This is a genomic window from Pseudomonas sp. Yb2C2, assembly GCF_052112325.1.
Taxonomy (GTDB): domain Bacteria; phylum Pseudomonadota; class Gammaproteobacteria; order Pseudomonadales; family Pseudomonadaceae; genus Aquipseudomonas; species Aquipseudomonas marginalis.
In genome coordinates, this window is the sequence record NZ_JAVAJK010000002.1 from 253,441 (window position 1) to 275,593 (window position 22,153).

Sequence of the window (22,153 nt, forward strand, 5' to 3'; positions counted from 1 at the left end):
GGCAAGAAAAAGCCCCGACAAGTCGAGGCTTCTTGTCCTTCAGCGAGTTCAGTCGTCGCTGACCGTAATGGTCGGCATTGCCGGGGCCGCCGCTTCCTGCAGGACGATCCGGGCGCCCACATGGCGAGCCAATTCCTGGTAGATCATGGCGATCTGGCCATCGGGCTCTGCCGCTACGGTGGGCTTGCCGCCGTCGGCCTGTTCACGAATGCCCATCGACAATGGCAACGAGGCCAGTAGTTCAACGCCGTACTGGGTCGCCAGCTTCTCGCCACCGCCTTCACCAAACAGATGCTCTGCGTGGCCGCAGTTGGAGCAGATGTGCACCGCCATGTTCTCCACCACACCCAGCACCGGAATGTTGACCTTGCGGAACATCTCCACGCCCTTCCTGGCGTCCAGCAACGCCAGGTCCTGGGGCGTGGTCACGATCACCGAGCCGGCCACCGGGACTTTCTGTGCCAGGGTCAGTTGGATATCGCCGGTGCCTGGCGGCATGTCGATCACCAGGTAATCCAGGTCGCCCCAGGCGGTCTGGGTGACCAACTGCAGCAACGCGCCGGAGACCATCGGCCCGCGCCACACCATCGGCGTGTTGTCATCGGTCAGGAACGCCATGGACATGACCTCCACGCCCATGGACTCGATCGGCACGAACCACTTCTGGTCCTTGACCTTCGGCCGCGTGCCTTCGGCGATGCCGAACATCACGCCCTGGCTCGGGCCGTAGATATCGGCGTCGAGAATACCCACGCGCGCGCCTTCACGGGCCAGGGCCAGGGCCAGGTTGGCTGCGGTGGTGGATTTGCCCACGCCGCCCTTGCCGGAAGCGACTGCCACCACGTTCTTGACGTTGGCCAGGCCCGGGATCTGCGCCTGGGCCTTGTGCGGGGCGATCACGCACTGGATGTCGACCTTGGCCGCACGCACGCCGTCGAGGCCCTCGATGGCCATTTGCAGCATCTGCGCCCAACCGCTCTTGAACAGGCCGGCGGCATAACCCAGCTCCAGCTGGACCGAGACCTGGTCACCCTGGACCTCGATGGCGCGTACACAGCCGGCGCTGACCGGATCCTGGTTCAAATAGGGGTCGGTGTACTGGCGAAGAACGGCTTCCACCGCTGCGCGATTGACGGCGCTCATGGGCAACTCCCGAAAAAAGACTGACTGAAACAGGCGGCTATCCTAACCGTTCCAGCAGCGTTACGGCATGCTTTCGCAGGTGCGGAAGATTCTGAAACAGCACCACGGGGTGAAATAAATTTCCCGGCGCTTTATAGTGGCCGACCTCCGTTTCATCAAGTAGCCGAGCCCCATGTCCGAGCCACGCAAGATCCTCGTCACCAGCGCCCTGCCCTATGCCAATGGTTCCATCCATCTTGGCCATATGCTTGAGTACATCCAGACCGATATGTGGGTGCGCTTCCAGAAGCATCGCGGCAATCAATGCATCTATGTCTGCGCGGACGACGCCCACGGTTCGGCCATCATGCTGCGCGCCGAAAAGGAAGGCATCACCCCGGAACAGCTGATCGCCAATGTGCAGGCTGAACACAGCGCCGACTTTGCCGAGTTCCTGGTGGATTTCGACAACTTCCACTCGACCCACTCCGCCGAAAACCGTGAGCTGTCGAGCCAGATCTACCTGCGTTTGAAGGACGCCGGGCACATTGCCACGCGCTCGATCACGCAGTATTTCGACCCGGAAAAGAAAATGTTCCTGGCCGACCGCTTCATCAAGGGCACCTGCCCGAAATGCGGCACTGAAGACCAGTACGGCGACAACTGCGAAAAATGCGGTGCCACCTACGCACCGACTGACCTTAAGAACCCGCGCTCGGCTATCTCCGGCGCCATCCCGGTACTCAAGGATTCCCAGCACTTCTTCTTCAAGCTCCCGGATTTCCAGCAGATGCTGCAAACCTGGACCCGCAGCGGCACCCTGCAGGACGCCGTGGCCAACAAGATCGCCGAATGGCTGGATGCAGGCCTGCAACAGTGGGACATCTCCCGTGATGCACCGTACTTCGGCTTCGAGATCCCAGGCGAGCCCGGCAAATACTTCTATGTATGGCTGGACGCGCCGATCGGCTACATGGCCAGCTTCAAGAACCTCTGCGACCGTACGCCGGAGCTGGACTTCGATGCGTTCTGGGGCAAGGACTCCACCGCCGAGCTGTACCACTTCATCGGCAAGGACATCGTCAACTTCCACGCCCTGTTCTGGCCAGCCATGCTCGAAGGTTCGGGCTACCGCAAGCCAACCGGCATCGCGGTACACGGCTACCTGACGGTCAATGGCCAGAAGATGTCCAAGTCCCGTGGCACCTTTATCAAGGCACGCACCTACCTGGACCACCTGTCGCCGGAATACCTGCGCTACTACTACGCCTCCAAGCTGGGCCGTGGCGTCGACGACCTGGACCTGAACCTGGAAGACTTCGTCCAGAAGGTCAACTCGGACCTGGTTGGCAAGGTGGTCAACATCGCCAGCCGCTGCGCCGGTTTTATCCACAAAGGCAACGCCGGCCTGCTGGTGGCCGAGAACGCCGCGCCGGAACTGACCGACGCGTTCCTGGCTGCCGCCCCAAGCATCGCCGACGCCTATGAAGCCCGCGACTTTGCCCGCGCCATGCGCGAGATCATGGGCCTGGCCGACCGCGCCAACGCCTGGATTGCCGACAAGGCCCCCTGGTCGCTGAACAAGCAGGAAGGCAAGCAGGAAGAGGTCCAGGCGATCTGCGCCACCGGCGTCAACCTGTTCCGCCAGTTGGTGATCTTCCTCAAGCCCGTGCTGCCATTGCTGGCCGCCGACGCCGAGGCGTTCCTCAATGTCGCCCCGCTCACCTGGAACGACCACGCCACGTTGCTCAGCAACCATCAGTTGAATGAATTCAAGCCTCTGATGACCCGGATCGACCCGGTCAAGGTCCAGGCAATGACCGACGCATCGAAAGAAGACCTGGCCGCCAGCCAGACCGATACCGGCGAATCGAAACCGGCCGGTAACGGCGAGTTGGCCAAGGACCCGCTTTCCCCGGAAATCGACTTTGACGCCTTTGCTGCCGTGGACCTGCGCGTGGCGCTGATCATCAAGGCCGAAGCCGTGGAAGGGGCCGACAAACTGCTGCGCCTGACCCTGGATATTGGTGACGAACAACGCAACGTGTTCTCCGGAATCAAGAGCGCCTATCCGGACCCATCCAAGCTCAATGGTCGCCTGACCATGATGATTGCCAACCTCAAGCCGCGGAAAATGAAGTTCGGTATTTCCGAAGGCATGGTGATGGCGGCGGGCCCTGGCGGCGAAGAGATCTACCTGCTGAGCCCTGACAGCGGCGCCAAGCCGGGTCAACGTATCAAGTAAGCGCTGCAAAACAGCCCTGTCGTTTCGGCGACGGGGCTTTTCAACTAGTCCCCCCTTCTCGCTTGCCGGATAATCAAACCCTGTTTGTTCAACCGGCACGCCAATGATCACTCCATGAATCTGATTCAACGTATCGACGCGCTGCTGCCGCAGACACAATGCGGCAAATGTGGGCACCCGGGCTGCAAGCCTTACGCCGAGGGTATCGCGCGGGGCGAGGCAATCAACAAATGCCCACCCGGAGGACAGGAGACGATCACCGGCCTTGCGCTATTACTGCGTGTACCCATTCTGGAGCTGGATACCAGCCGTGGGGACGCCCCGGCCCAGGTCGCCTACATCCGCGAGGCCGAGTGCATCGGCTGCACCAAATGCATCCAGGCCTGCCCGGTGGACGCGATTGTCGGCGCCGCCAAGTTGATGCACACCGTTATCATCGATGAGTGCACCGGTTGCGACCTGTGCGTCGCGCCCTGCCCCGTCGACTGCATTGAGTTACGCCCACTGGTCACAGGGCTGCCGATCGTCGGCGGCCTGGCAGCGAACGAAAACGAACGCCGTGAACGAGATTTCAAGCGCGACCGTGCCCGGCAACGCTTTGAACAACGCAATGCGCGCCTGCAACGGGAAGAAGAGCACAGGATTGCCCAACGTGTGGCGCGGCCTCAGCGTTCAGCACCAACTCCCCCTTTGCCACTTGACGCAGCGCGAGCCGCCCAGGATGCGGAGGTGAAAAAAGCCAAGATCAACGTGGCCATGAGCCGCGCCCAATTGCACAAATCCTTGCAGGCTTTTGGGCACCCGCCGACCTTTGAACAACAATCCCAACTGATCGCCCTGCAACAGCAGTTCGAGGCAGCGGAGCAGGCGTTGGCAGCCCTGGGCCAGCATCACACACCCGCGACACCGCTGCCTGCCGTCAACAACGCCGACCTCAAGCGCGCCAAAATCCAATTGGCGATGCGCCGGGCCGAGTTGAAGAAAGCCCTCGACCAACAGGCGGATCCGCAACAATTAGCCGACGCGCAACACAAGCTCGATGATGCGCAGCGCCAAGTAGACGCCCATGGCACATGACTAATAATCCTGGGGGTTGTTACAGTCCATCGCCGACACCACATTGATATCGTCGGGTTGTCCTGCTCGCAGGACTCCAGGCCTGGACCCACTATTCGAAACTACGCTGACTGCCCGAAAGGAACCTTCCGCCCCATGAACGCCGCAAAACGCCTGGAAATTTTTCGCAGGCTTCACGAAGACAATCCGGAACCCAAGACCGAACTGGCCTACTCCTCGCCGTTCGAGTTACTGATTGCAGTGATCCTGTCGGCCCAATCCACGGACGTCGGCGTCAACAAGGCCACGGCCAGGCTGTATCCCGTGGCAAACACGCCAGAGGCGATTTACGCCCTGGGCGTGGACGGGTTATCGGAGTACATCAAGACCATCGGCCTCTACAACAGCAAGGCCAAGAATATCATCGAGACCTGCCGCTTGCTGATAGAACGGCACAATAGCGAAGTGCCAGAAACCCGCGAAGCACTGGAAGCCCTGCCGGGGGTGGGCCGTAAAACCGCTAACGTGGTGCTCAACACCGCATTCAGGCAACTCACCATGGCCGTGGATACCCATATTTTTCGGGTCAGTAATCGAACCGGAATAGCCCGCGGCAAGAACGTGGTCGAAGTGGAAAAGCAGCTCATGAAGTTCGTGCCCAAACCGTACCTGCTTGACTCCCACCATTGGCTGATCCTGCACGGACGCTATGTTTGCCAGGCCCGCAAGCCGCGCTGCGGCAGCTGCCGCATTGAAGACCTGTGCGAATACAAGGACAAGACGTCGGACGATTGAGGGTTCATTGGTTTTCTCGATCAGTCGATTGAAAAAATCTTTTTTACCCATTCATGGATTATCGTTATAAGGAGCGCCAACGGCAGTCTTACTCCGGAGTTAACGTTATGAGCACTGACAAAGAACAGTTGGATGTGGAAGACGACCTCGTTGAATCGGAGGACGATGGCGTGGAAGCACCTGTGGCGGAGGTCGCCAAGACCAATCTGAGCAAACGCCGTACTATCGACAACCTTCTGGAAGAACGACGCTTGCAAAAACAACTGGCCGACTACGACTTCGACCTCTGATCAAGCGGTCGACGGCCGGAAGCCTCCCTGTCGGAGGCTTTTTTCTGCCGGTTGTACGGCCTATGCGCAGTGCTGTGCCCTCACCTATACCAAGCCGTTACGCTGGGCCAGCTCGATCAAGTCCACGAGAGAGCGGGCATTGAGCTTGAGCAGCAGACGAGTCTTGTAGGTGCTGACGGTCTTGTTGCTGAGAAACATACCGTCGGCAATCTCCTTGTTGGTCCTGCCCCGGGCCAACTGCTGCAACACCATCATCTCCCGGCCGGACAGACGCTCGACCATATCGGCCTCACTGGCATTGCCCATGGTGGAGCGTACCGAGTTGAGTGCCTGGTTTGGGAAATAGCTGTAGCCCGACAACACCGCCTTGATCGCGCTGAGCAATTCAGTCAGGTCCTGTTGTTTGCACACATAGCCAGCAGCACCCGCCTGCATGCAACGCATCGAAAAGTGACCTGGAGCCTGGGAGGTGAGCACCAGGACCTTGAACGGGACAGCCTGCTTGGTAGACGAAAGTCGGCAAATAACTTCCAGGCCATCGAGCTTGGGAATCCCAATATCCAGTATGACAATGTCCGGCATATGCTCCCGCGCAAGTTGCAACGCATCGACACCGTTATTGGTCTCTGCAACGACCTCATAACCATGACGCTCCATTAGCATACGCACAGCAAGACGAATGACGGGATGATCATCTACGATCAGCACTTTATTCATGAGAAAGTCCAATTTCGCTGTTCGAATTATTTAGAGCAAACACAATAGCCTAGTCGTTTCCTAGTTGGCATAGCGTTCCCCCCCGAGCAACAGCAAGCAGAGACCCAACCCACAGAGATAAAGGAAACGCCCTACAAAAAAACACCGATACAGATGTTTCCAGTTTTATGAGGCCCTTCAGAACTTTCCGGGACCTCACATATTTTGAGTGAAATTTCCAGCCCCCCCAGGGGATAAGGTAAACGTGCCGCACGCAACTATCAGGAAATGCCCCTTGCCTGTCGACTGCAGGTAGCGGAGCTGGCAGAGAAAAATCGGTAGTTTCAGTTCCATTTAACATATTTACTTACATCCTTATTTCCTACAGAATTTTTGGCTTCTTACATATTCCTCGCACCTACATGAGTGAATTATCTGTAAGACTGGTTCCTACACAAATGATAAAAAACATTCCCCCGACAAAAAACCAGCGTCCCCATCATCAAAAACACTGATTAAACAAGTTTAAAGAAAGTGGACTTAATCAAGAATTCAAGACAAAAAAATGGCCCCTTGAACAAGGGGCCATTTTTACAACCGGCTTGACACTCAGAACAACGAACGACCTTTGTTGGCAGCAATGCGCATGCGTAATGCATTCAACTTGATAAAGCCCGCTGCGTCGGCCTGGTTGTAGGCGCCGCCATCTTCTTCGAAAGTGGCGATGTTGGCGTCGAACAGCGAGTCATCCGACTTACGGCCGGTAACGATCACATTGCCCTTGTACAACTTCAGACGCACAACGCCATTCACGTGGGCCTGGGAAGCATCGATCATCTGTTGCAGCATCAGACGCTCAGGGCTCCACCAGTAGCCGGTATAGATCAGGCTGGCGTACTTGGGCATCAGCTCGTCTTTGAGGTGAGCCACTTCACGGTCCAGGGTGATGGACTCGATGGCGCGGTGGGCACGCAGCATGATGGTGCCGCCCGGGGTTTCGTAGCAGCCACGGGACTTCATGCCCACATAGCGGTTCTCGACGATGTCGAGGCGACCGATGCCGTGTTCGCCACCGATACGGTTCAGCGTCGCCAATACGGTGGCTGGGGTCATTTCGACGCCGTCCAGCGCGACGATGTCGCCATTACGGTAGGTCAGTTCCAGGTATTGCGGCTTGTCTGGAGCGTTCTCCGGGGAGACGGTCCATTTCCACATGTCTTCTTCGTGCTCGGTCCAGGTGTCTTCCAGCACGCCGCCTTCATAGGAGATGTGCAGCAGGTTGGCGTCCATCGAGTACGGGGACTTTTTCTTGCCATGACGCTCGATCGGGATCGCGTGCTTTTCAGCGTAATCCATCAGCTTTTCACGGGACAGCAGGTCCCATTCACGCCAGGGGGCAATCACTTTCACGCCGGGCTTGAGCGCGTAGGCACCCAGTTCGAAACGCACCTGGTCGTTGCCCTTGCCGGTGGCGCCATGGGAAATGGCATCAGCGCCGGTTTCGTTGGCGATTTCGATCAGGCGCTTGGCGATCAGCGGACGTGCGATGGAAGTACCCAGCAGGTACTCGCCTTCGTAGACAGTGTTGGCGCGAAACATCGGGAAGACGAAATCGCGGACGAATTCTTCGCGCAGGTCGTCAATGTAGATCTCTTTCACGCCCATGGCTTGCGCCTTGGCACGTGCAGGTTCGACCTCTTCGCCCTGACCCAGGTCAGCGGTGAAGGTCACCACTTCACAGTTATAAGTATCCTGCAGCCACTTGAGGATCACCGAAGTGTCCAGGCCGCCGGAATACGCGAGAACGACCTTGTTTACGTCGGCCATGCCATCACTCCACGGGGTTGTACGGAAAGGCGTCGATTCTACCGATCAAAACCGTGGATTTACAGGGGCGCGACAGCAAATGAAGATAAAGCGACAGATTATGTCGAGCGAGCGACCGATGGTCGCACTTCAGGAGGTGTGTGCCGGGTTGCTCGGCCCCGTGGCCTGGGGGGCCGGTTTCTCAGGGGCAGCCACGCGTTCGAGCTGAATATTCACACGGCGGTTACGGGCCCGGTTGGCGGCAGTGGTGTTGGGCGCCAAGGGGTAGCTTTCACCATGGAACCGCAGGGTGATCTGAGACTCAGGAATACCGTTGGCCTTGAAGTAGTCCATCACCGCCAGCGCACGACGGCGTGAAACATCACGGTTGCTCAGGCGATTGCCGCTGTTGTCCGAGTGGCCGTTCAATTCGATATGGTTGACGGTAGGGTCCGCCTTCATGAATTCGAGAATCACCGCCAGCTTCTGCTTTGCCGCAGCGTCCAGCTCGATGCCGCCACCGGGGAAGCCCACTTCGGTCTGCTTGACCTGATCGTAATTCATCGGCAGCAACTTGGCGGTGCACAGTTGATAGTCGCTGTAGGCCTTGTTGAATTTCACCGGCAGCAGGCGAATCTCCGAATAGCCACCCTCGCGTCCATAGTGCCGCACAGTGGGCGAGCGTCCATCGAGCAAACCGTTGAAGAGACGCCCGGCCTGGGCCTGAGAGCTGTTGAACAGCACATCACCGCTGCCGGCACGTACGGCGCCGAGATTGATGTCACCCCGACCGGGCTGCCAGGGGGCTGCGGCGGCCAACAAGGTGGCCGACCCTGCGCCCAACGACCCGTTATAGGCTTTCAGACGAAACGTCGCCTGCTCGCCGGCCCGGCGCACGAACTCACCCGAACCGAAGTCGGTGATCGGTTGGCTCAGGCGGCACTCGAACTTGTCCCCCTCTACCTTCCACTCAATGTTCTCCAGACGTGTCTGGAACGTGAGGGCCATAGCAGGCAGGCTGGCGAACACACTGAGCAGGGCTAGATAATGCTGGCGCACGGGAGGCTCCACTGGTTTCTACAACACTTCAAAGCGTCATACATCGATAAGGCATACGAAAGGCTATCGGATGCATCCTGCAAAACTTGATAGCGAGTGCCTGCAAGAGTCTTTTCCGGTAGCATTCCCACCAGATTGACCCGCCTGGAATCCCCAATGTCCGACCGCCTGACCCTGCTGCGTCCCGACGACTGGCATATTCATCTTCGCGATGGTGCTGCGTTGCCCCAAACCGTGGCCGATGTAGCGCGTACGTTTGGCCGCGCCATCATCATGCCTAACCTGGTACCACCGGTGCGTAACGCCGCCGAAGCCGACGCCTATCGCCAGCGCATCCTCGCTGCACGGCCGGCCGGCAGCCGCTTCGAACCGTTGATGGTGCTCTACCTCACCGACCGTACCCAGCCCGAAGAAATTCGCCAGGCCAAGGCCAGCGGTTTCGTGCACGCCGCCAAGCTGTACCCGGCCGGTGCGACCACCAACTCCGATTCCGGCGTGACCAGCATCGACAAGATCCTGCCGGCCATCGAAGCCATGGCCGAAGTCGGCATGCCGCTGCTGATCCACGGTGAAGTCACCCGTGGCGACGTGGACGTGTTCGATCGCGAGAAAATCTTCATCGACGAGCACATGCGCCGCGTGGTCGAGCTGTTCCCGACCCTCAAGGTGGTGTTCGAGCACATCACCACGGCCGATGCCGTGCAGTTCGTCACCGAGGCCTCGGCCAACGTCGGCGCAACCATCACCGCCCATCACCTGCTGTACAACCGCAACCACATGCTGGTGGGCGGGATTCGGCCGCACTTCTATTGCCTGCCGATCCTCAAGCGCAACACCCACCAGGTGGCCTTGCTGGATGCCGCGACCAGCGGTAATCCGAAGTTCTTCCTCGGCACCGACTCTGCGCCCCACGCCCAGCACGCCAAGGAAGCCGCGTGCGGTTGTGCCGGTTGCTACACCGCGTTTGCCGCCATCGAGTTGTATGCCGAAGCGTTCGAACAGCGCAACGCCCTGGATAAACTCGAAGGTTTCGCCAGCCTCAATGGCCCGCGATTCTATGGCCTGCCGGCGAATACCGACCGTATCACCCTGGTCCGTGAAGACTGGACTGCCCCCGCCAGCCTGCCATTTGGCGAGCTGACCGTTATCCCGCTGCGCGCCGGTGAAACACTGCGCTGGCGCCTGCTGGAGGAAAGCAAGTGAGTGAAGACCATTACGATGACGACCAGGAACACGGTGGCGGTGGTGGTTCGCGCCACCCGATGGCCGAACGTTTCCGCGGCTACCTGCCTGTCGTTGTCGACGTAGAAACCGGCGGCTTCAATTGCGCCACCGATGCACTGCTGGAAATCGCCGCAACCACTATCGGCATGGACGAACAGGGCTTTGTGTATCCGGAGCACACCCACTTCTTCCGCGTCGAGCCGTTTGAAGGTGCCAATATCGAAGCGGCAGCCCTGGAGTTTACCGGGATCAAGCTGGATCACCCCCTGCGCATGGCCGTCAGCGAAGAGGCGGCACTCACCGATATCTTCCGTGGCGTACGCAAGGCCTTGAAGGCCAACGGCTGCAAGCGCGCGATCCTGGTCGGGCATAACAGCAGCTTCGACCTGGGCTTCCTCAACGCCGCCGTGACGCGGCTGGACATGAAGCGCAATCCGTTCCACCCGTTCTCCAGTTTCGACACCGCCACCCTTGCTGGCCTGGCCTATGGCCAGACCGTCTTGGCCAAGGCCTGCCAGGCGGCCGGCATCGACTTCGACGGTCGCGAAGCCCACTCGGCCCGCTACGACACCGAGAAGACCGCCGAGCTGTTCTGCGGCATCGTCAACCGCTGGAAGCAGATGGGCGGCTGGGAAGACTTCGGCGACTGAGGTCAAATCCCGCGCATGAAAAAACCGGCCTTCTCAGGCCGGTTTTTTTGTCCCGCGAATCCGGCTTACAGCTTGCCAGCGTTCTCGGTCAGGTAAGCCGCAACGCCTTCAGGCGAAGCGTTCATGCCTTTGTCGCCTTTTTTCCAGTTGGCAGGGCAGACTTCGCCGTGCTCTTCGTGGAATTGCAGGGCGTCGACCAGGCGGATCAGCTCTTCCATGTTACGGCCCAGCGGCAGGTCGTTGATGATCTGGGAGCGCACAACGCCCTTGTCATCGATCAGGAACGCGCCACGGAAAGCCACGCCACCTTCGGACTCAACGTCGTAGGCCTTGGCGATGTCGTGCTTCATGTCGGCAGCCATGGTGTATTTGACTTTGCCGATGCCGCCATCGTTGATGGCCGTGTTGCGCCAGGCGTTGTGGGTGAAATGGGAGTCGATGGAAACGGCAACCACTTCAACGTTACGCGCCTTGAAATCGTCCATGCGGTGGTCCAGAGCGATCAGCTCCGAAGGGCAGACGAAGGTGAAGTCCAGCGGGTAGAAGAACACCAGGCCGTATTTGCCTTTGATGGCTTCAGACAGTTTGAAGCTGTCAACGATTTCGCCATTGCCGAGCACGGCAGGTACGTCGAAATCCGGGGCTTGTTTGCCGACGAGTACGCTCATTGGGTATCTCCTGATGTAAGGGTGACGATTGAAGTAAAAGGACCGGCCTTGAGTCTGCCGCATTCAAGCGACAGCCCTGTGACGCAGTCACGCTTCGTGAAGACCGACCATCATACACTGAAAAAACCGTTCGTCAGCGTGAGGGCGGTGCAGGCCAATACCCTACGAATCTACTTTGACAATCATTCTCGTTAACATTAAGATCCATCGCACTTAAGCCTTAAACCCGCGACGGTTCTCCCTTATGTATGTGTGCCTGTGTACCGGCGTCACCGACGGACAAATCCGCGAAGCAATCTATGAAGGTTGCTGCAGCTACAAGGAAGTGCGTGAAACCACCGGCGTTGCCAGTCAATGTGGTAAATGTGCTTGCCTCGCCAAGCAAGTGGTACGGGAAACCCTGACGCAGCTGCAAACAGCACAGGCCGCTGTTCCCTACTCAGCAGAATTTACACACGCCTAAATAGGCGTGTTTTGAAGAACCGGACCGAGTGTCCGGTTTTTTTATGCCTGTAATTCAATTAGTTAGCGCTAAGACGCGGAACACAAACATTCTTATTCCGATTAATTTTCATTTATTATTCAATAACTTAGGTTTGACACTAGGGTTTTCGCCGCTCAAACTCCGCCTTATACACAGCTACTACAGGGCAGGACCCCAGTCATGAAAGGCGACATCTCAGTCATCCAGCAACTCAACAAAATCCTTGCCAATGAACTGGTCGCGATCAATCAGTACTTCCTGCATGCGCGCATGTACGACGATTGGGGCCTGGAAAAGCTTGGCAAGCGTGAATACAAAGAATCCATCAAGGCCATGAAGGACGCCGACGCGCTGATCAAGCGCATCCTGTTCCTCGAAGGCCTGCCGAACGTACAGGACCTGGGCAAGCTGAACATCGGCGAGCACACCCAGGAAATGATCAGCAGCGACCTGGGCTTTGAACGCAAGAGCCACAGCGACCTCAAGGCCGCCATTGCACATTGCGAGACCAAGGGCGACTTCGGCAGCCGCGAACTGCTGGAAGACATCCTGGAAGACCAGGAAGAACATATCGACTGGCTGGAAACCCAACTGGGCCTGATCGATAAAGTCAGCCTGGAAAACTACCTGCAATCGCAGATGGGCGAATAATCCCGTCGCCAGGTACAAAAAAGCCCCGCTCTCTCACGAGAAGCGGGGCTTTTTATCGCAGGCGAATCAAGCGTCGGTCTTGGCCGCCGCGTTTGCCGCTGCATCTTTGATCAACGCCTGCAACGAACCATCAGCTGCCATTTCGGTGATGATATCGCTACCGCCGACCAGCTCGCCGGCTACCCACAGTTGCGGGAAGGTAGGCCAGTTGGCGTACTTCGGCAGGTTGGCGCGGATTTCCGGGTTTTGCAGGATATCCACGTAAGCGAACTTCTCGCCACACTGCATAACAGCCTGGGAAGCCTTCGCGGAGAAACCGCACTGAGGAGCGTTAGGTGCGCCCTTCATGTAAAGCAGAATGGTGTTGTTGGCAATCTGCTCTTTGATCGTTTCGATGATATCCATGGAACACCTCGGCTGGAACTTTGCGACTCACAGGTCGGCACGGTGGCGCATTGTAACGCAAAATTCCAACGCGGTGCTCGGGCTCCTTATGCGGCAGCGACTTGGACAGGTACGCCATTCAAGGCCGCATTGCCCGACAACTCATCCAATTGCCGCTCGTCGGTCAAGTCATTCGCGCTCGCCCCGGGTTGCTCGCTGGCGATGGTCATCTGGACGCCAGGACGGCCGTGACCCCAACCATGGGGCAGGCTGACCACGCCGGGCATCATGTCCAGGCTGGCGACCACCTCCACTTCGATCATGCCGATACGTGAACTGACGCGCACCCGCTGCCCATCTGCCAACTGGCGACTGGCCAGGTCGTCGGGATGCATATGCAACTGGTGCCGAGGCTTACCCTTCACCAGCCGGTGATAGTTATGCATCCAGGAATTATTACTGCGCACATGGCGACGGCCGATCAGCAGCAACTCGTCAGCCACAGGCATCGGCTGCGCCGCAAAGCGCGCCAGATCCGCCAGAATCACTGCCGGTGCCGCCTGCACCTTGCCATCCACGGTTTTCAACCGCGCGGCGAGATTTGGCTTGAGCGGCCCCAGGTCCATGCCATGGGGATGGTCCGCCAGCTTCGCCACCGACAACTGATGGCTCGACGCATCACCATAAGCGCCGGCGCGCAGGCCGAAGTCGATCATTTGCGCAGGCGGCATGGTGGGCTTGAGCGCCATACCGGTGTGCGCAGCGAATGCCGTGGCCAGGCCGACGAAGATCTCCCAGTCATGCAACGCCCCCTCAGGCTTGGGCAGGATCGCGCGATTGAAACGGGTGACATTGCGCACGGCGAACATGTTGAACGTGGTGTCGTAGTGGTCGTTTTCCAGCGCCGAAGTGGACGGCAGGATCAGATCGGCATAACGCGTGGTCTCGTTGATATAGAGGTCGATGCTGACCATGAACTCCAAGCCGTCCAGGGCCTGCTCCAACTGGCGGCCATTGGGGGTCGACAACACCGGGTTGCCCGCCACCGTCACCAGCGCGCGGACCTGTCCTTCGCCGCCGGTGAGCATTTCTTCGGCCAATACAGACACTGGCAACTCGCCGCCGTACTCCGGGCGCCCGGACACGCGACTCTGCCAGCGATTGAAATGCCCGCCACCGGTGGACGCGACCAAGTCCACTGCCGGACTGGTGCATAACGCACCGCCTTCGCGGTCGAGGTTGCCAGTGACCAGGTTGATCAACTGCACCAACCAATGACACAGCGTACCGAACGCCTGGGTCGACACCCCCATGCGCCCGTAGCACACCGCTTTATCCGCAGCAGCGAAATCCCGTGCCAACTGGCGAATCTGCCCGGCGGGTACGGCACACTGGCGGCTCATGGCTTCGGCGGTAAAGCCGAGGATCGCACGGCGCACATCCTCAAGGCCCTCTACCGGCAAATGACTGTCACGCGTCAGGTTCTCGGTGAACAGTGTGTTGAGTACCCCGAACAGCAACGCCGCATCCCCGCCAGGCCGCACGAACAGATGCTGATCAGCGATCGCCGCCGTCTCACTGCGCCGAGGATCGACCACCACCACCTTGCCACCCCGGGCCTGGATAGCCTTGAGACGCTTCTCCACATCGGGCACGGTCATGATGCTGCCGTTGGAGGCCAGCGGGTTGCCGCCCAGGATCAGCATGAAGTCGGTGTGGTCGATGTCCGGAATCGGCAGCAACAGGCCGTGGCCGTACATGAGGTGGCTGGTGAGGTGATGGGGCAACTGGTCTACGGAGGTGGCAGAAAATCGGTTGCGCGTCTTGAGCTGGCCGAGGAAGTAGTTGCTGTGGGTCATCAGCCCATAGTTGTGCACGCTGGGGTTGCCCTGATACACCGCCACTGCATTCTGTCCATGCCGCGCCTGGATGCCCGCCAGCCGCTCGGCGACCAGGGCAAACGCCTCATCCCACGGGATTGGCTGCCATTCGCTGCCCACCCGCAACATGGGCTGGTGCAGGCGGTCAGGATCATTCTGTATGTCCTGCAACGCCACGGCCTTGGGGCAGATATGGCCGCGACTGAAGCTGTCCAGCGTGTCGCCCTTGATCGAGGTGATCGCCAGGCTGCCGTCTTCGGCTTGGGTGGTTTCCAGGGTCAGGCCACAAATGGCTTCGCACAGGTGGCAGGCACGGTGGTGGAGAGTCTTGGTCATGGCCAGTCTCTTTATTGGGCTTTGGCCTGACTATGGGCCGTGACCATGACAGGCACCAGCATCGTTCGCCCTGTGAATCGATAGCCATCAGGCCAGGCCATGAGCAAACATGAGCAAACATGAGCAAATGTTACAGAGCCTGTAACCCACGTCTAAAACCGACACAGCCCGGCCTGGGCCCGCCCCTGCACATTGCAAATGGTTGCGAGGCCAGTGTACAAATGACCTGCTGCTGTCTGGAAACCGTCTTCGAATGCGCTCTTGCGCCCTTCTTGAACACCCATAAAACCGTAGCCCTATTGGTAAGACGCGACATTTAATTATAAGATCGCGCCTTCCCCTATTTCGTCGCCCCGTGCGGCTTTCGCCGCAGGTCTCGCCCGTTGTCACAATAAACAAGGCTTTGAGTATCTGCGGTCTGTTGCAAAAAGGTAGTTAATGATGAGCGCAAGGCACTTTCTCTCCCTGATGGATTGCACGCCCGAAGAGCTGGTCAGCGTGATCCGTCGAGGCATTGAGCTTAAAGACCTGCGTAACCGCGGCGTACTGTTCGAGCCTTTGAAAAACCGCGTGCTCGGGATGATTTTCGAGAAGTCGTCGACCCGCACTCGCCTGTCGTTCGAAGCGGGCATGATCCAGCTGGGTGGCCAGGCCATCTTCCTGTCGCCGCGTGACACCCAACTGGGCCGTGGCGAGCCGATCAGCGACTGCGCGATCGTCATGTCGCGAATGCTCGATGCGGTGATGATCCGTACCTTCGCCCACAGCACCCTGACCGAATTCGCCGCCAACTCGCGCGTGCCGGTAATCAACGGCCTGTCCGATGACCTGCACCCATGCCAGTTGCTGGCCGACATGCAGACCTTCCTTGAGCACCGTGGCTCGATCCAGGGCAAGACCGTGGCCTGGATCGGTGACGGCAACAACATGTGCAACAGCTATATAGAAGCGGCGATTCAGTTCGACTTCCACCTGCGCATCGCCTGCCCGGAAGGCTTCGAACCGGCCGCCGAGTTCCTGGCCAAGGCCGATGGCCGTGTGCAGATCCTGCGCGATCCAAAGGATGCAGCGATCGGCGCCCACCTGGTCAGCACCGACGTCTGGACCTCCATGGGCCAGGAAGACGAAACCGCCAAGCGCCTGGCCCTGTTCGCGCCCTTCCAGGTGACCCGCGCCCTGCTCGACATGGCCGCGCCGGACGTGCTGTTCATGCACTGCCTGCCCGCCCACCGGGGTGAAGAAATCAGCCTCGACCTGCTCGATGACCCACGCTCCGTGGCCTGGGACCAGGCAGAGAACCGCCTGCACGCGCAAAAAGCCCTGCTCGAATTCCTCGTCGAACCGGCGTACCACCACGCATGAGCCAGCCATTACTGCTGAACTTGCGCAATCTGGCATGCGGCTACCAGGATCAACGGGTGGTGCAGAACCTCAATCTGCACCTCAACGCGGGCGATATCGGTTGCCTGCTGGGTTCTTCGGGCTGTGGCAAAACCACGACCTTGCGCGCGATTGCCGGTTTTGAGCCGGTGCACGAAGGCGAAATCAGCCTCGCGGGCGAAGTGATCTCCAGCGCCGGTTTTACCCTGGCGCCGGAGAAACGTCGTATCGGCATGGTGTTCCAGGACTACGCACTGTTTCCCCACCTCAGCGTGGCCGACAACATCGCCTTCGGCATTCGCAAACACCCGCAAAAAGACCGTGTGGTCGCCGAACTGCTGGAGCTGGTCAACCTCAAGAACCTGGGCAAGCGCTTCCCCCACGAACTGTCGGGTGGCCAGCAACAACGCGTCGCCCTCGCCCGCGCCCTGGCGCCGGAGCCACAACTGTTGCTGCTGGACGAACCGTTCTCCAACCTCGACGGCGAACTGCGGCGCAAGCTCAGCCACGAGGTACGCGACATCCTCAAGGCACGGGGCACCAGTGCGATCCTGGTCACCCATGACCAGGAAGAGGCGTTCGCTGTGAGTGATCACGTCGGAGTGTTCAAGGAAGGGCGCCTGGAGCAGTGGGATACCCCCTACAACCTCTATCACGAACCCCTGACGCCGTATGTCGCCAGCTTTATCGGCCAGGGTTATTTCATTCGTGGCCAGTTGAGTTCGCCCGAGTCCGTCCACACCGAACTGGGCGACCTGCGCGGAAACCGCGCCTACACCTGGCCTACGGGGGGTGCCGTGGACGTCTTGCTGCGCCCGGACGACATCGTCTACGCGCCGGACAGTGCCTTGAAAGCGCGGATCGTCGGCAAGACCTTCCTCGGCGCATCAACCCTGTACCGCCTACAACTGCCGACGGGTGCGCAGTTGGAGTCGATTTTCCCCAGCCATGCCGACCATCAGGTGGGCGCACAAGTGGGCATTCGCGTGGCCGCGGAGCATCTGGTGCTGTTCCAGGCCTCAGGCAGCGTCGCGGCGCAGGTTCCTCACGCCGAATCCGGCGTACGGCGCTACAGCCCGGCTGGCTGAGTCAATGATCAACGTGTGGGAGAGGCAAGCCCCCTCCCACATTAATTCTCCAGCATATCGGGATTACACCCGGCCAATTTCTGCGAATTTGGCCTGGGTATGTTCCGCCAGTACCGTGGCGGACAACTCCACTTCCAGCCCGCGCCTCCCCGCACTCACAAAAATTGTCGCGAACGGCTGCGCCGTTACATCGATAAATGTGCGCAGCCGCTTCTTCTGCCCCAGTGGGCTGATGCCTCCCAGCAGGTAACCGGTGGAACGCTGCGCCGCTGCCGGATCAGCCATTTCGATTTTTTTCACACCCGCCGCATGAGCCAGGGCCTTGAGGTCCAGACTTCCGACGACCGGCACCACAGCCACCAATAATTCGCCTTTTTCACTGCTGGCCAACAAGGTCTTGAACACCTGCGCCGGGTCGAGGCCCAATTTCTCTGCGGCCTCCAGGCCATAGGAGGCCGCCTTGGGGTCGTGTTCATAACTGTGGACGCGATGTTCGGCGCGAACTTTTTTCAACAAATCCAATGCGGGGGTCATGACCTCTCCGAGCGTGGCAAACAGACGGCCAATTCTATGCCAAGCCCGCATAAAACGCTCTAGTCCGCCCTCCCCGTCCACAATACTTAACGTGGCGAGCGTGATCATTCATCAAACCAATAGTTGGAAAGTGACCGACAGTTCACTTTCGACCTTTGACAGCCGTCATTCTTGTCTATATTTTTTCGTTTCCGAATACTGTAGGAATACAACTGCAGCGTTCCAGCAGTAAGCCGTGTCTTGGATGGGGATCCTGTCACGGTGAAAATCGCGCAACCGTCCGTTGAGGCAGTGCGCCAGACAAGAACAACAATCGAGGTTTTCCATGACAACTGCTCTTCAACAGCCTTCACTTTCAAGCCAATGCATGGCCGAGTTCCTGGGGACTGCGCTGCTGATCTTCTTCGGTACAGGCTGCGTTGCTGCGCTCAAGGTCGCGGGTGCCAGCTTCGGGTTGTGGGAAATCAGCATCATCTGGGGGATCGGCGTCAGCATGGCGATCTACCTGAGCGCCGGTATTTCCGGGGCCCACCTCAACCCGGCGGTCAGTATCGCCCTGTGTATTTTTGCCGACTTCGACAAGCGCAAACTGCCGTTCTACATCCTGGCCCAAATCGCCGGTGCCTTCTGCTCGGCGGCGCTGGTGTACACGCTCTATAGCAATCTCTTTTTCGATTACGAACAAACCCACCATCTGGTACGCGGCACCCAGGCCAGCCTGGAATTGGCCTCGGTGTTCTCCACCTACCCCCATGCACTGCTGAGCACGGCGCAGGCCTTCCTGGTGGAAATGATCATTACCGCGATCCTGATGGGCGTGATCATGGCCCTCACCGATGACAACAACGGCCTGCCGCGCGGCCCGCTGGCGCCACTGTTGATCGGCCTGCTGATTGCGGTCATCGGCAGTGCCATGGGCCCGCTGACCGGCTTTGCGATGAACCCGGCGCGGGATTTCGGGCCCAAGCTGATGACCTTTTTCGCTGGCTGGGGTGAAATGGCCTTTACTGGCGGCCGCGATATTCCTTACTTCCTGGTTCCGATTTTCGCGCCGATTGTCGGCGCATGCCTCGGTGCTGCGGCCTATCGCGGGCTGATTGCCCGCCACTTGCCGAGCGCCGCACCTGCTATAGCGGAAACAACTGACACGGCTGTCAACGGCAAGACTCGTATTTCCTGAAAGCGCCAGCCTGGTCCCCTGCCCTATGCGGCCCCGGCTGATTTCTGACTTCCTTATTTCGTCCAAGGCAATTGACATGACCGACATCGAGAATAAGAACTACATCATTGCCCTTGATCAGGGCACCACCAGTTCCCGGGCAATCATCTTCGATCGCGACGCCAACGTGGTCTGCACCGCCCAACGTGAATTCACCCAGCACTACCCGCAAGCCGGCTGGGTCGAACATGACCCGATGGAAATCTTCGCCACCCAGAGCGCGGTGATGGTCGAGGCCCTGGCACAGGCCGGCCTGCACCATGACCAGGTCGCCGCCATCGGCATCACCAACCAGCGTGAAACCACCGTGGTCTGGGATAAGGTCACCGGCCGCCCGATCTACAACGCCATCGTCTGGCAGTGCCGCCGCAGCACCGAAATCTGCCAGCAGCTCAAGCGCGACGGCCACGAGCAATACATTAACGACACCACCGGCCTGGTCACCGACCCGTACTTCTCCGGCACCAAGCTCAAGTGGATCCTCGATAACGTCGAAGGCAGCCGCGAGCGTGCGCGCAACGGCGAGTTGCTGTTCGGCACTATCGACAGCTGGCTGATCTGGAAATTTACCGGCGGCAAAACCCACGTCACCGACTACACCAACGCCTCGCGCACCATGCTCTTCAACATCCACACCCTGGAGTGGGATGCGAAGATGCTGGAGATCCTCGACGTTCCGCGGGAAATGCTGCCGGAAGTGAAGTCTTCCTCCGAGATCTACGGCCGCACCAAAAGCGGCATCGCCATCGGCGGTATCGCCGGTGACCAGCAAGCCGCACTGTTCGGCCAGATGTGCGTTGAGGCCGGCCAGGCCAAGAACACCTACGGCACCGGCTGCTTCCTGCTGATGAATACCGGCGACAAAGCGGTCAAGTCCAAGCACGGCATGCTCACCACCATCGCCTGCGGCCCCCGTGGCGAAGTGGCCTATGCGCTGGAAGGCGCGGTGTTCAACGGTGGCTCCACCGTGCAATGGCTGCGTGACGAGCTGAAAATCATCGCCGATGCCACCGACACCGAATACTTCGCCGGCAAGGTCAAGGACAGCAATGGCGTGTACCTGGTCCCGGCCTTCACCGGCCTGGGCGCCCCCTACTGGGACCCGTATGCCCGTGGCGCACTGTTTGGCCTGACCCGCGGCGTACGCGTGGATCACATTATTCGTGCCGCCCTGGAGTCGATTGCCTACCAGACCCGCGACGTGCTCGACGCCATGCAACAGGACTCGGGCGAACGCCTCAAGGCCCTGCGTGTGGACGGCGGTGCGGTGGCCAACAACTTCCTGATGCAATTCCAGGCCGACATCCTCGGCACCCAGGTCGAGCGCCCGCAAATGCGCGAAACCACCGCACTCGGCGCCGCCTACCTGGCCGGTCTGGCCTGCGGCTTCTGGGGCAGCCTCGACGAGCTGCGCGGCAAGGCCGTGATCGAGCGCGAATTCGAACCGCAGCTGGAAGAAGCCGCCAAGGAAAAACTCTACGCCGGCTGGCAAAAAGCGGTGAGCCGCACCCGCGACTGGGAACCCCACGAAGGCGCCGAATAAGCCATGCGCGGGCCCCATATCGGGTTGTAACTGGCAGGGAGCAGATTCCTGCGTCATCATGGGCCACTTTTGTATGGCAGCCCAAAGGACGCCCCATGAATCTGCCTCCCCGCCAGCAGCAAATCCTCGAACTGGTCCGCGAACGCGGCTACGTCAGTATCGAGGAAATGGCGCAGCTATTCGTTGTCACCCCGCAAACCATCCGCCGCGATATCAACCAACTGGCGGACGCCAATCTGCTGCGCCGCTACCACGGCGGCGCGGCCTATGACTCCAGTGTCGAGAACACCGCGTACGCCATGCGGGCCGACCAGATGCGCGATGAGAAACAACGCATCGGCGAAGCCATCGCGGCACAAATCCCCGATCACGCCTCGTTGTTCATCAATATCGGCACCACCACGGAATCCATTGCCCGTGCGCTGCTCAACCACAACCACCTGAAAATCATCACCAACAACCTCAACGTCGCCACCATGCTCAGCGCCAAGGACGACTTCGACGTGTTGCTGACCGGCGGCAATGTGCGTCGTGACGGCGGCGTGGTGGGCCAGGCCAGTGTCGACTTTATCAACCAGTTCAAGGTCGACTTCGCATTGGTGGGTATCAGTGGCATCGACGAGGACGGCAGCCTGCTGGACTTCGACTACCAGGAAGTCCGGGTTTCCCAGGCGATCATCGCCAATGCACGCCAGGTGATCCTGGCGGCGGACTCCAGCAAATTCGGGCGCAATGCCATGATTCGACTGGGGCCGATCAGCCTGGTGGACTGCCTGGTGACGGATCAGGAGCCGGTGCCGGCGCTGGTGCAGTTGCTGAACCAGCACAAGGTTCGCCTGGAAGTCGTATAGCGTCTGCACTGAAGCCATCGGGGGCAAGCCCCCGGTGGCGATTTATCCAGCGCCTTCTTCTCGGGCCTTGCCCAGGCTTATGTTCACAAATTTTCCTTTTCCCGCCCTTCGATGAGTTTTTTCAATCGAAGTCGGCTGGCTGTGCCCACGTTTATCAGCTACCATTTTCGCAAATGAACATTAATGTTCGAA

Annotated in this window: 21 protein-coding genes; 13 read left to right on the forward strand and 8 right to left on the reverse strand. The window is 59.3% G+C overall.

Annotation, left to right across the window (positions count from 1 at the left end):
- Positions 1-48 precede the first annotated feature (48 nt).
- Positions 49-1,143 (reverse strand): iron-sulfur cluster carrier protein ApbC, encoded by a 1,095-nt coding sequence (apbC, locus tag Q8X51_RS03475; RefSeq protein WP_027604582.1) that lies wholly within the window; start codon positions 1,141-1,143, stop codon positions 49-51.
- Positions 1,144-1,315: 172 nt separating this feature from the next.
- Between apbC and metG the strand changes: the two genes are divergently transcribed.
- From metG to Q8X51_RS03495, 4 genes are all read left to right on the forward strand, one after another.
- Positions 1,316-3,367: a methionine--tRNA ligase gene (gene metG / locus Q8X51_RS03480; protein ID WP_074844076.1), complete on the forward strand. Its 2,052-nt coding sequence runs from the start codon at positions 1,316-1,318 to the stop codon at positions 3,365-3,367.
- Between the two features lie 114 nt (positions 3,368-3,481).
- Positions 3,482-4,444, forward strand: coding sequence for an electron transport complex subunit RsxB (gene rsxB / locus Q8X51_RS03485; RefSeq protein WP_065926524.1), 963 nt, complete (start codon positions 3,482-3,484; stop codon positions 4,442-4,444).
- A gap of 135 nt (positions 4,445-4,579) precedes the next feature.
- Positions 4,580-5,218: an endonuclease III gene (nth, locus tag Q8X51_RS03490; protein WP_098480306.1), complete on the forward strand. Its 639-nt coding sequence runs from the start codon at positions 4,580-4,582 to the stop codon at positions 5,216-5,218.
- A 107-nt stretch (positions 5,219-5,325) separates the two neighbouring features.
- Positions 5,326-5,508 carry a PA3496 family putative envelope integrity protein gene (locus Q8X51_RS03495; RefSeq protein WP_027604586.1) on the forward strand — a complete coding sequence of 61 codons (183 nt, stop codon included), beginning with the start codon at positions 5,326-5,328 and terminating at the stop codon, positions 5,506-5,508.
- An 84-nt stretch (positions 5,509-5,592) separates the two neighbouring features.
- Here the strand turns inward: Q8X51_RS03495 and Q8X51_RS03500 are convergent, their stop codons facing one another.
- The 3 genes from Q8X51_RS03500 to Q8X51_RS03510 all read right to left on the reverse strand — a co-directional run bounded on the left by Q8X51_RS03500 (position 5,593) and on the right by Q8X51_RS03510 (position 9,069).
- Positions 5,593-6,225 (reverse strand): response regulator transcription factor, encoded by a 633-nt coding sequence (locus Q8X51_RS03500; protein WP_027604587.1) that lies wholly within the window; start codon positions 6,223-6,225, stop codon positions 5,593-5,595.
- A gap of 588 nt (positions 6,226-6,813) precedes the next feature.
- Positions 6,814-8,031 carry an argininosuccinate synthase gene (locus Q8X51_RS03505; RefSeq protein ID WP_012722490.1) on the reverse strand — a complete coding sequence of 406 codons (1,218 nt, stop codon included), beginning with the start codon at positions 8,029-8,031 and terminating at the stop codon, positions 6,814-6,816.
- Between the two features lie 129 nt (positions 8,032-8,160).
- On the reverse strand, positions 8,161-9,069 hold the full coding sequence (locus Q8X51_RS03510) for a flagellar protein MotY (protein WP_092356347.1): 909 nt from the start codon (positions 9,067-9,069) through the stop codon (positions 8,161-8,163).
- Between the two features lie 156 nt (positions 9,070-9,225).
- Between Q8X51_RS03510 and pyrC the strand changes: the two genes are divergently transcribed.
- Together pyrC and rnt are read left to right on the forward strand one after the other, a co-directional pair.
- The gene (gene pyrC, locus Q8X51_RS03515; protein WP_027604589.1) at positions 9,226-10,272 is read left to right on the forward strand and encodes a dihydroorotase; all 1,047 of its coding nucleotides are present in this window, start codon (positions 9,226-9,228) and stop codon (positions 10,270-10,272) included.
- Positions 10,269-10,943: a ribonuclease T gene (gene rnt, locus Q8X51_RS03520; protein WP_027604590.1), complete on the forward strand. Its 675-nt coding sequence runs from the start codon at positions 10,269-10,271 to the stop codon at positions 10,941-10,943. Before pyrC ends, rnt begins: the two co-directional genes overlap by 4 nt.
- A gap of 65 nt (positions 10,944-11,008) precedes the next feature.
- Here the strand turns inward: rnt and Q8X51_RS03525 are convergent, their stop codons facing one another.
- Complete coding sequence (locus Q8X51_RS03525) at positions 11,009-11,611, reverse strand: peroxiredoxin (RefSeq protein WP_003172097.1); 603 nt, start codon at positions 11,609-11,611, stop codon at positions 11,009-11,011.
- A gap of 244 nt (positions 11,612-11,855) precedes the next feature.
- On the opposite strand from Q8X51_RS03525, the gene Q8X51_RS03530 reads away from it, so the two are divergent.
- Together Q8X51_RS03530 and bfr are read left to right on the forward strand one after the other, a co-directional pair.
- Entirely contained in the window at positions 11,856-12,074 is a 219-nt protein-coding gene (locus Q8X51_RS03530; protein WP_074844072.1) for a bacterioferritin-associated ferredoxin, read from the forward strand.
- A gap of 201 nt (positions 12,075-12,275) precedes the next feature.
- Complete coding sequence (gene bfr / locus Q8X51_RS03535) at positions 12,276-12,746, forward strand: bacterioferritin (protein WP_012722487.1); 471 nt, start codon at positions 12,276-12,278, stop codon at positions 12,744-12,746.
- A 66-nt stretch (positions 12,747-12,812) separates the two neighbouring features.
- On the opposite strand, the gene grxD is transcribed toward bfr, so the two are convergent.
- A complete protein-coding gene (grxD, locus tag Q8X51_RS03540; protein WP_027604591.1) occupies positions 12,813-13,151 on the reverse strand; it encodes a Grx4 family monothiol glutaredoxin in 339 nt (112 codons plus the stop codon).
- 86 nt (positions 13,152-13,237) lie between these two features.
- Positions 13,238-15,346, reverse strand: coding sequence for a molybdopterin oxidoreductase family protein (locus tag Q8X51_RS03545; RefSeq protein ID WP_407693195.1), 2,109 nt, complete (start codon positions 15,344-15,346; stop codon positions 13,238-13,240).
- A gap of 441 nt (positions 15,347-15,787) precedes the next feature.
- Here Q8X51_RS03545 and argF point away from each other — a divergent pair, with 441 nt between their 5' ends.
- On the forward strand, positions 15,788-16,708 hold the full coding sequence (gene argF / locus Q8X51_RS03550; protein WP_027604593.1) for an ornithine carbamoyltransferase: 921 nt from the start codon (positions 15,788-15,790) through the stop codon (positions 16,706-16,708).
- Positions 16,705-17,814: an ABC transporter ATP-binding protein gene (locus Q8X51_RS03555; RefSeq protein WP_065926527.1), complete on the forward strand. Its 1,110-nt coding sequence runs from the start codon at positions 16,705-16,707 to the stop codon at positions 17,812-17,814. The genes argF and Q8X51_RS03555 overlap by 4 nt, the downstream gene beginning before the upstream one ends.
- Before the next feature lie 63 nt (positions 17,815-17,877).
- Here the strand turns inward: Q8X51_RS03555 and ybaK are convergent, their stop codons facing one another.
- A complete protein-coding gene (gene ybaK, locus Q8X51_RS03560; RefSeq protein ID WP_407693366.1) occupies positions 17,878-18,348 on the reverse strand; it encodes a Cys-tRNA(Pro) deacylase in 471 nt (156 codons plus the stop codon).
- A gap of 325 nt (positions 18,349-18,673) precedes the next feature.
- Between ybaK and Q8X51_RS03565 the strand changes: the two genes are divergently transcribed.
- The 3 genes from Q8X51_RS03565 to Q8X51_RS03575 all read left to right on the forward strand — a co-directional run bounded on the left by Q8X51_RS03565 (position 18,674) and on the right by Q8X51_RS03575 (position 21,961).
- On the forward strand, positions 18,674-19,528 hold the full coding sequence (locus Q8X51_RS03565) for an MIP/aquaporin family protein (protein ID WP_074844064.1): 855 nt from the start codon (positions 18,674-18,676) through the stop codon (positions 19,526-19,528).
- 76 nt (positions 19,529-19,604) lie between these two features.
- Positions 19,605-21,110 (forward strand): glycerol kinase GlpK, encoded by a 1,506-nt coding sequence (gene glpK / locus Q8X51_RS03570; protein ID WP_065926529.1) that lies wholly within the window; start codon positions 19,605-19,607, stop codon positions 21,108-21,110.
- Between the two features lie 95 nt (positions 21,111-21,205).
- The gene (locus tag Q8X51_RS03575) at positions 21,206-21,961 is read left to right on the forward strand and encodes a DeoR/GlpR family transcriptional regulator (protein ID WP_027604598.1); all 756 of its coding nucleotides are present in this window, start codon (positions 21,206-21,208) and stop codon (positions 21,959-21,961) included.
- Positions 21,962-22,153 lie beyond the last annotated feature (192 nt).

Coding starts and splice junctions, on each gene's coding strand:
- Q8X51_RS03495 (WP_027604586.1), top strand. CDS start 5,326: ATGAGCACTGACAAAGAACAGTTGGATGTGGAAGACGACCTCGTTGAA.
- pyrC (WP_027604589.1), top strand. CDS start 9,226: ATGTCCGACCGCCTGACCCTGCTGCGTCCCGACGACTGGCATATTCAT.
- grxD (WP_027604591.1), bottom strand. CDS start 13,151: ATGGATATCATCGAAACGATCAAAGAGCAGATTGCCAACAACACCATT.
- rsxB (WP_065926524.1), top strand. CDS start 3,482: ATGAATCTGATTCAACGTATCGACGCGCTGCTGCCGCAGACACAATGC.
- Q8X51_RS03575 (WP_027604598.1), top strand. CDS start 21,206: ATGAATCTGCCTCCCCGCCAGCAGCAAATCCTCGAACTGGTCCGCGAA.
- Q8X51_RS03565 (WP_074844064.1), top strand. CDS start 18,674: ATGACAACTGCTCTTCAACAGCCTTCACTTTCAAGCCAATGCATGGCC.
- apbC (WP_027604582.1), bottom strand. CDS start 1,143: ATGAGCGCCGTCAATCGCGCAGCGGTGGAAGCCGTTCTTCGCCAGTAC.
- argF (WP_027604593.1), top strand. CDS start 15,788: ATGAGCGCAAGGCACTTTCTCTCCCTGATGGATTGCACGCCCGAAGAG.
- ybaK (WP_407693366.1), bottom strand. CDS start 18,348: ATGACCCCCGCATTGGATTTGTTGAAAAAAGTTCGCGCCGAACATCGC.
- Q8X51_RS03505 (WP_012722490.1), bottom strand. CDS start 8,031: ATGGCCGACGTAAACAAGGTCGTTCTCGCGTATTCCGGCGGCCTGGAC.
- metG (WP_074844076.1), top strand. CDS start 1,316: ATGTCCGAGCCACGCAAGATCCTCGTCACCAGCGCCCTGCCCTATGCC.
- bfr (WP_012722487.1), top strand. CDS start 12,276: ATGAAAGGCGACATCTCAGTCATCCAGCAACTCAACAAAATCCTTGCC.
- Q8X51_RS03525 (WP_003172097.1), bottom strand. CDS start 11,611: ATGAGCGTACTCGTCGGCAAACAAGCCCCGGATTTCGACGTACCTGCC.
- Q8X51_RS03500 (WP_027604587.1), bottom strand. CDS start 6,225: ATGAATAAAGTGCTGATCGTAGATGATCATCCCGTCATTCGTCTTGCT.
- nth (WP_098480306.1), top strand. CDS start 4,580: ATGAACGCCGCAAAACGCCTGGAAATTTTTCGCAGGCTTCACGAAGAC.
- glpK (WP_065926529.1), top strand. CDS start 19,605: ATGACCGACATCGAGAATAAGAACTACATCATTGCCCTTGATCAGGGC.
- Q8X51_RS03530 (WP_074844072.1), top strand. CDS start 11,856: ATGTATGTGTGCCTGTGTACCGGCGTCACCGACGGACAAATCCGCGAA.
- Q8X51_RS03545 (WP_407693195.1), bottom strand. CDS start 15,346: ATGACCAAGACTCTCCACCACCGTGCCTGCCACCTGTGCGAAGCCATT.
- Q8X51_RS03555 (WP_065926527.1), top strand. CDS start 16,705: ATGAGCCAGCCATTACTGCTGAACTTGCGCAATCTGGCATGCGGCTAC.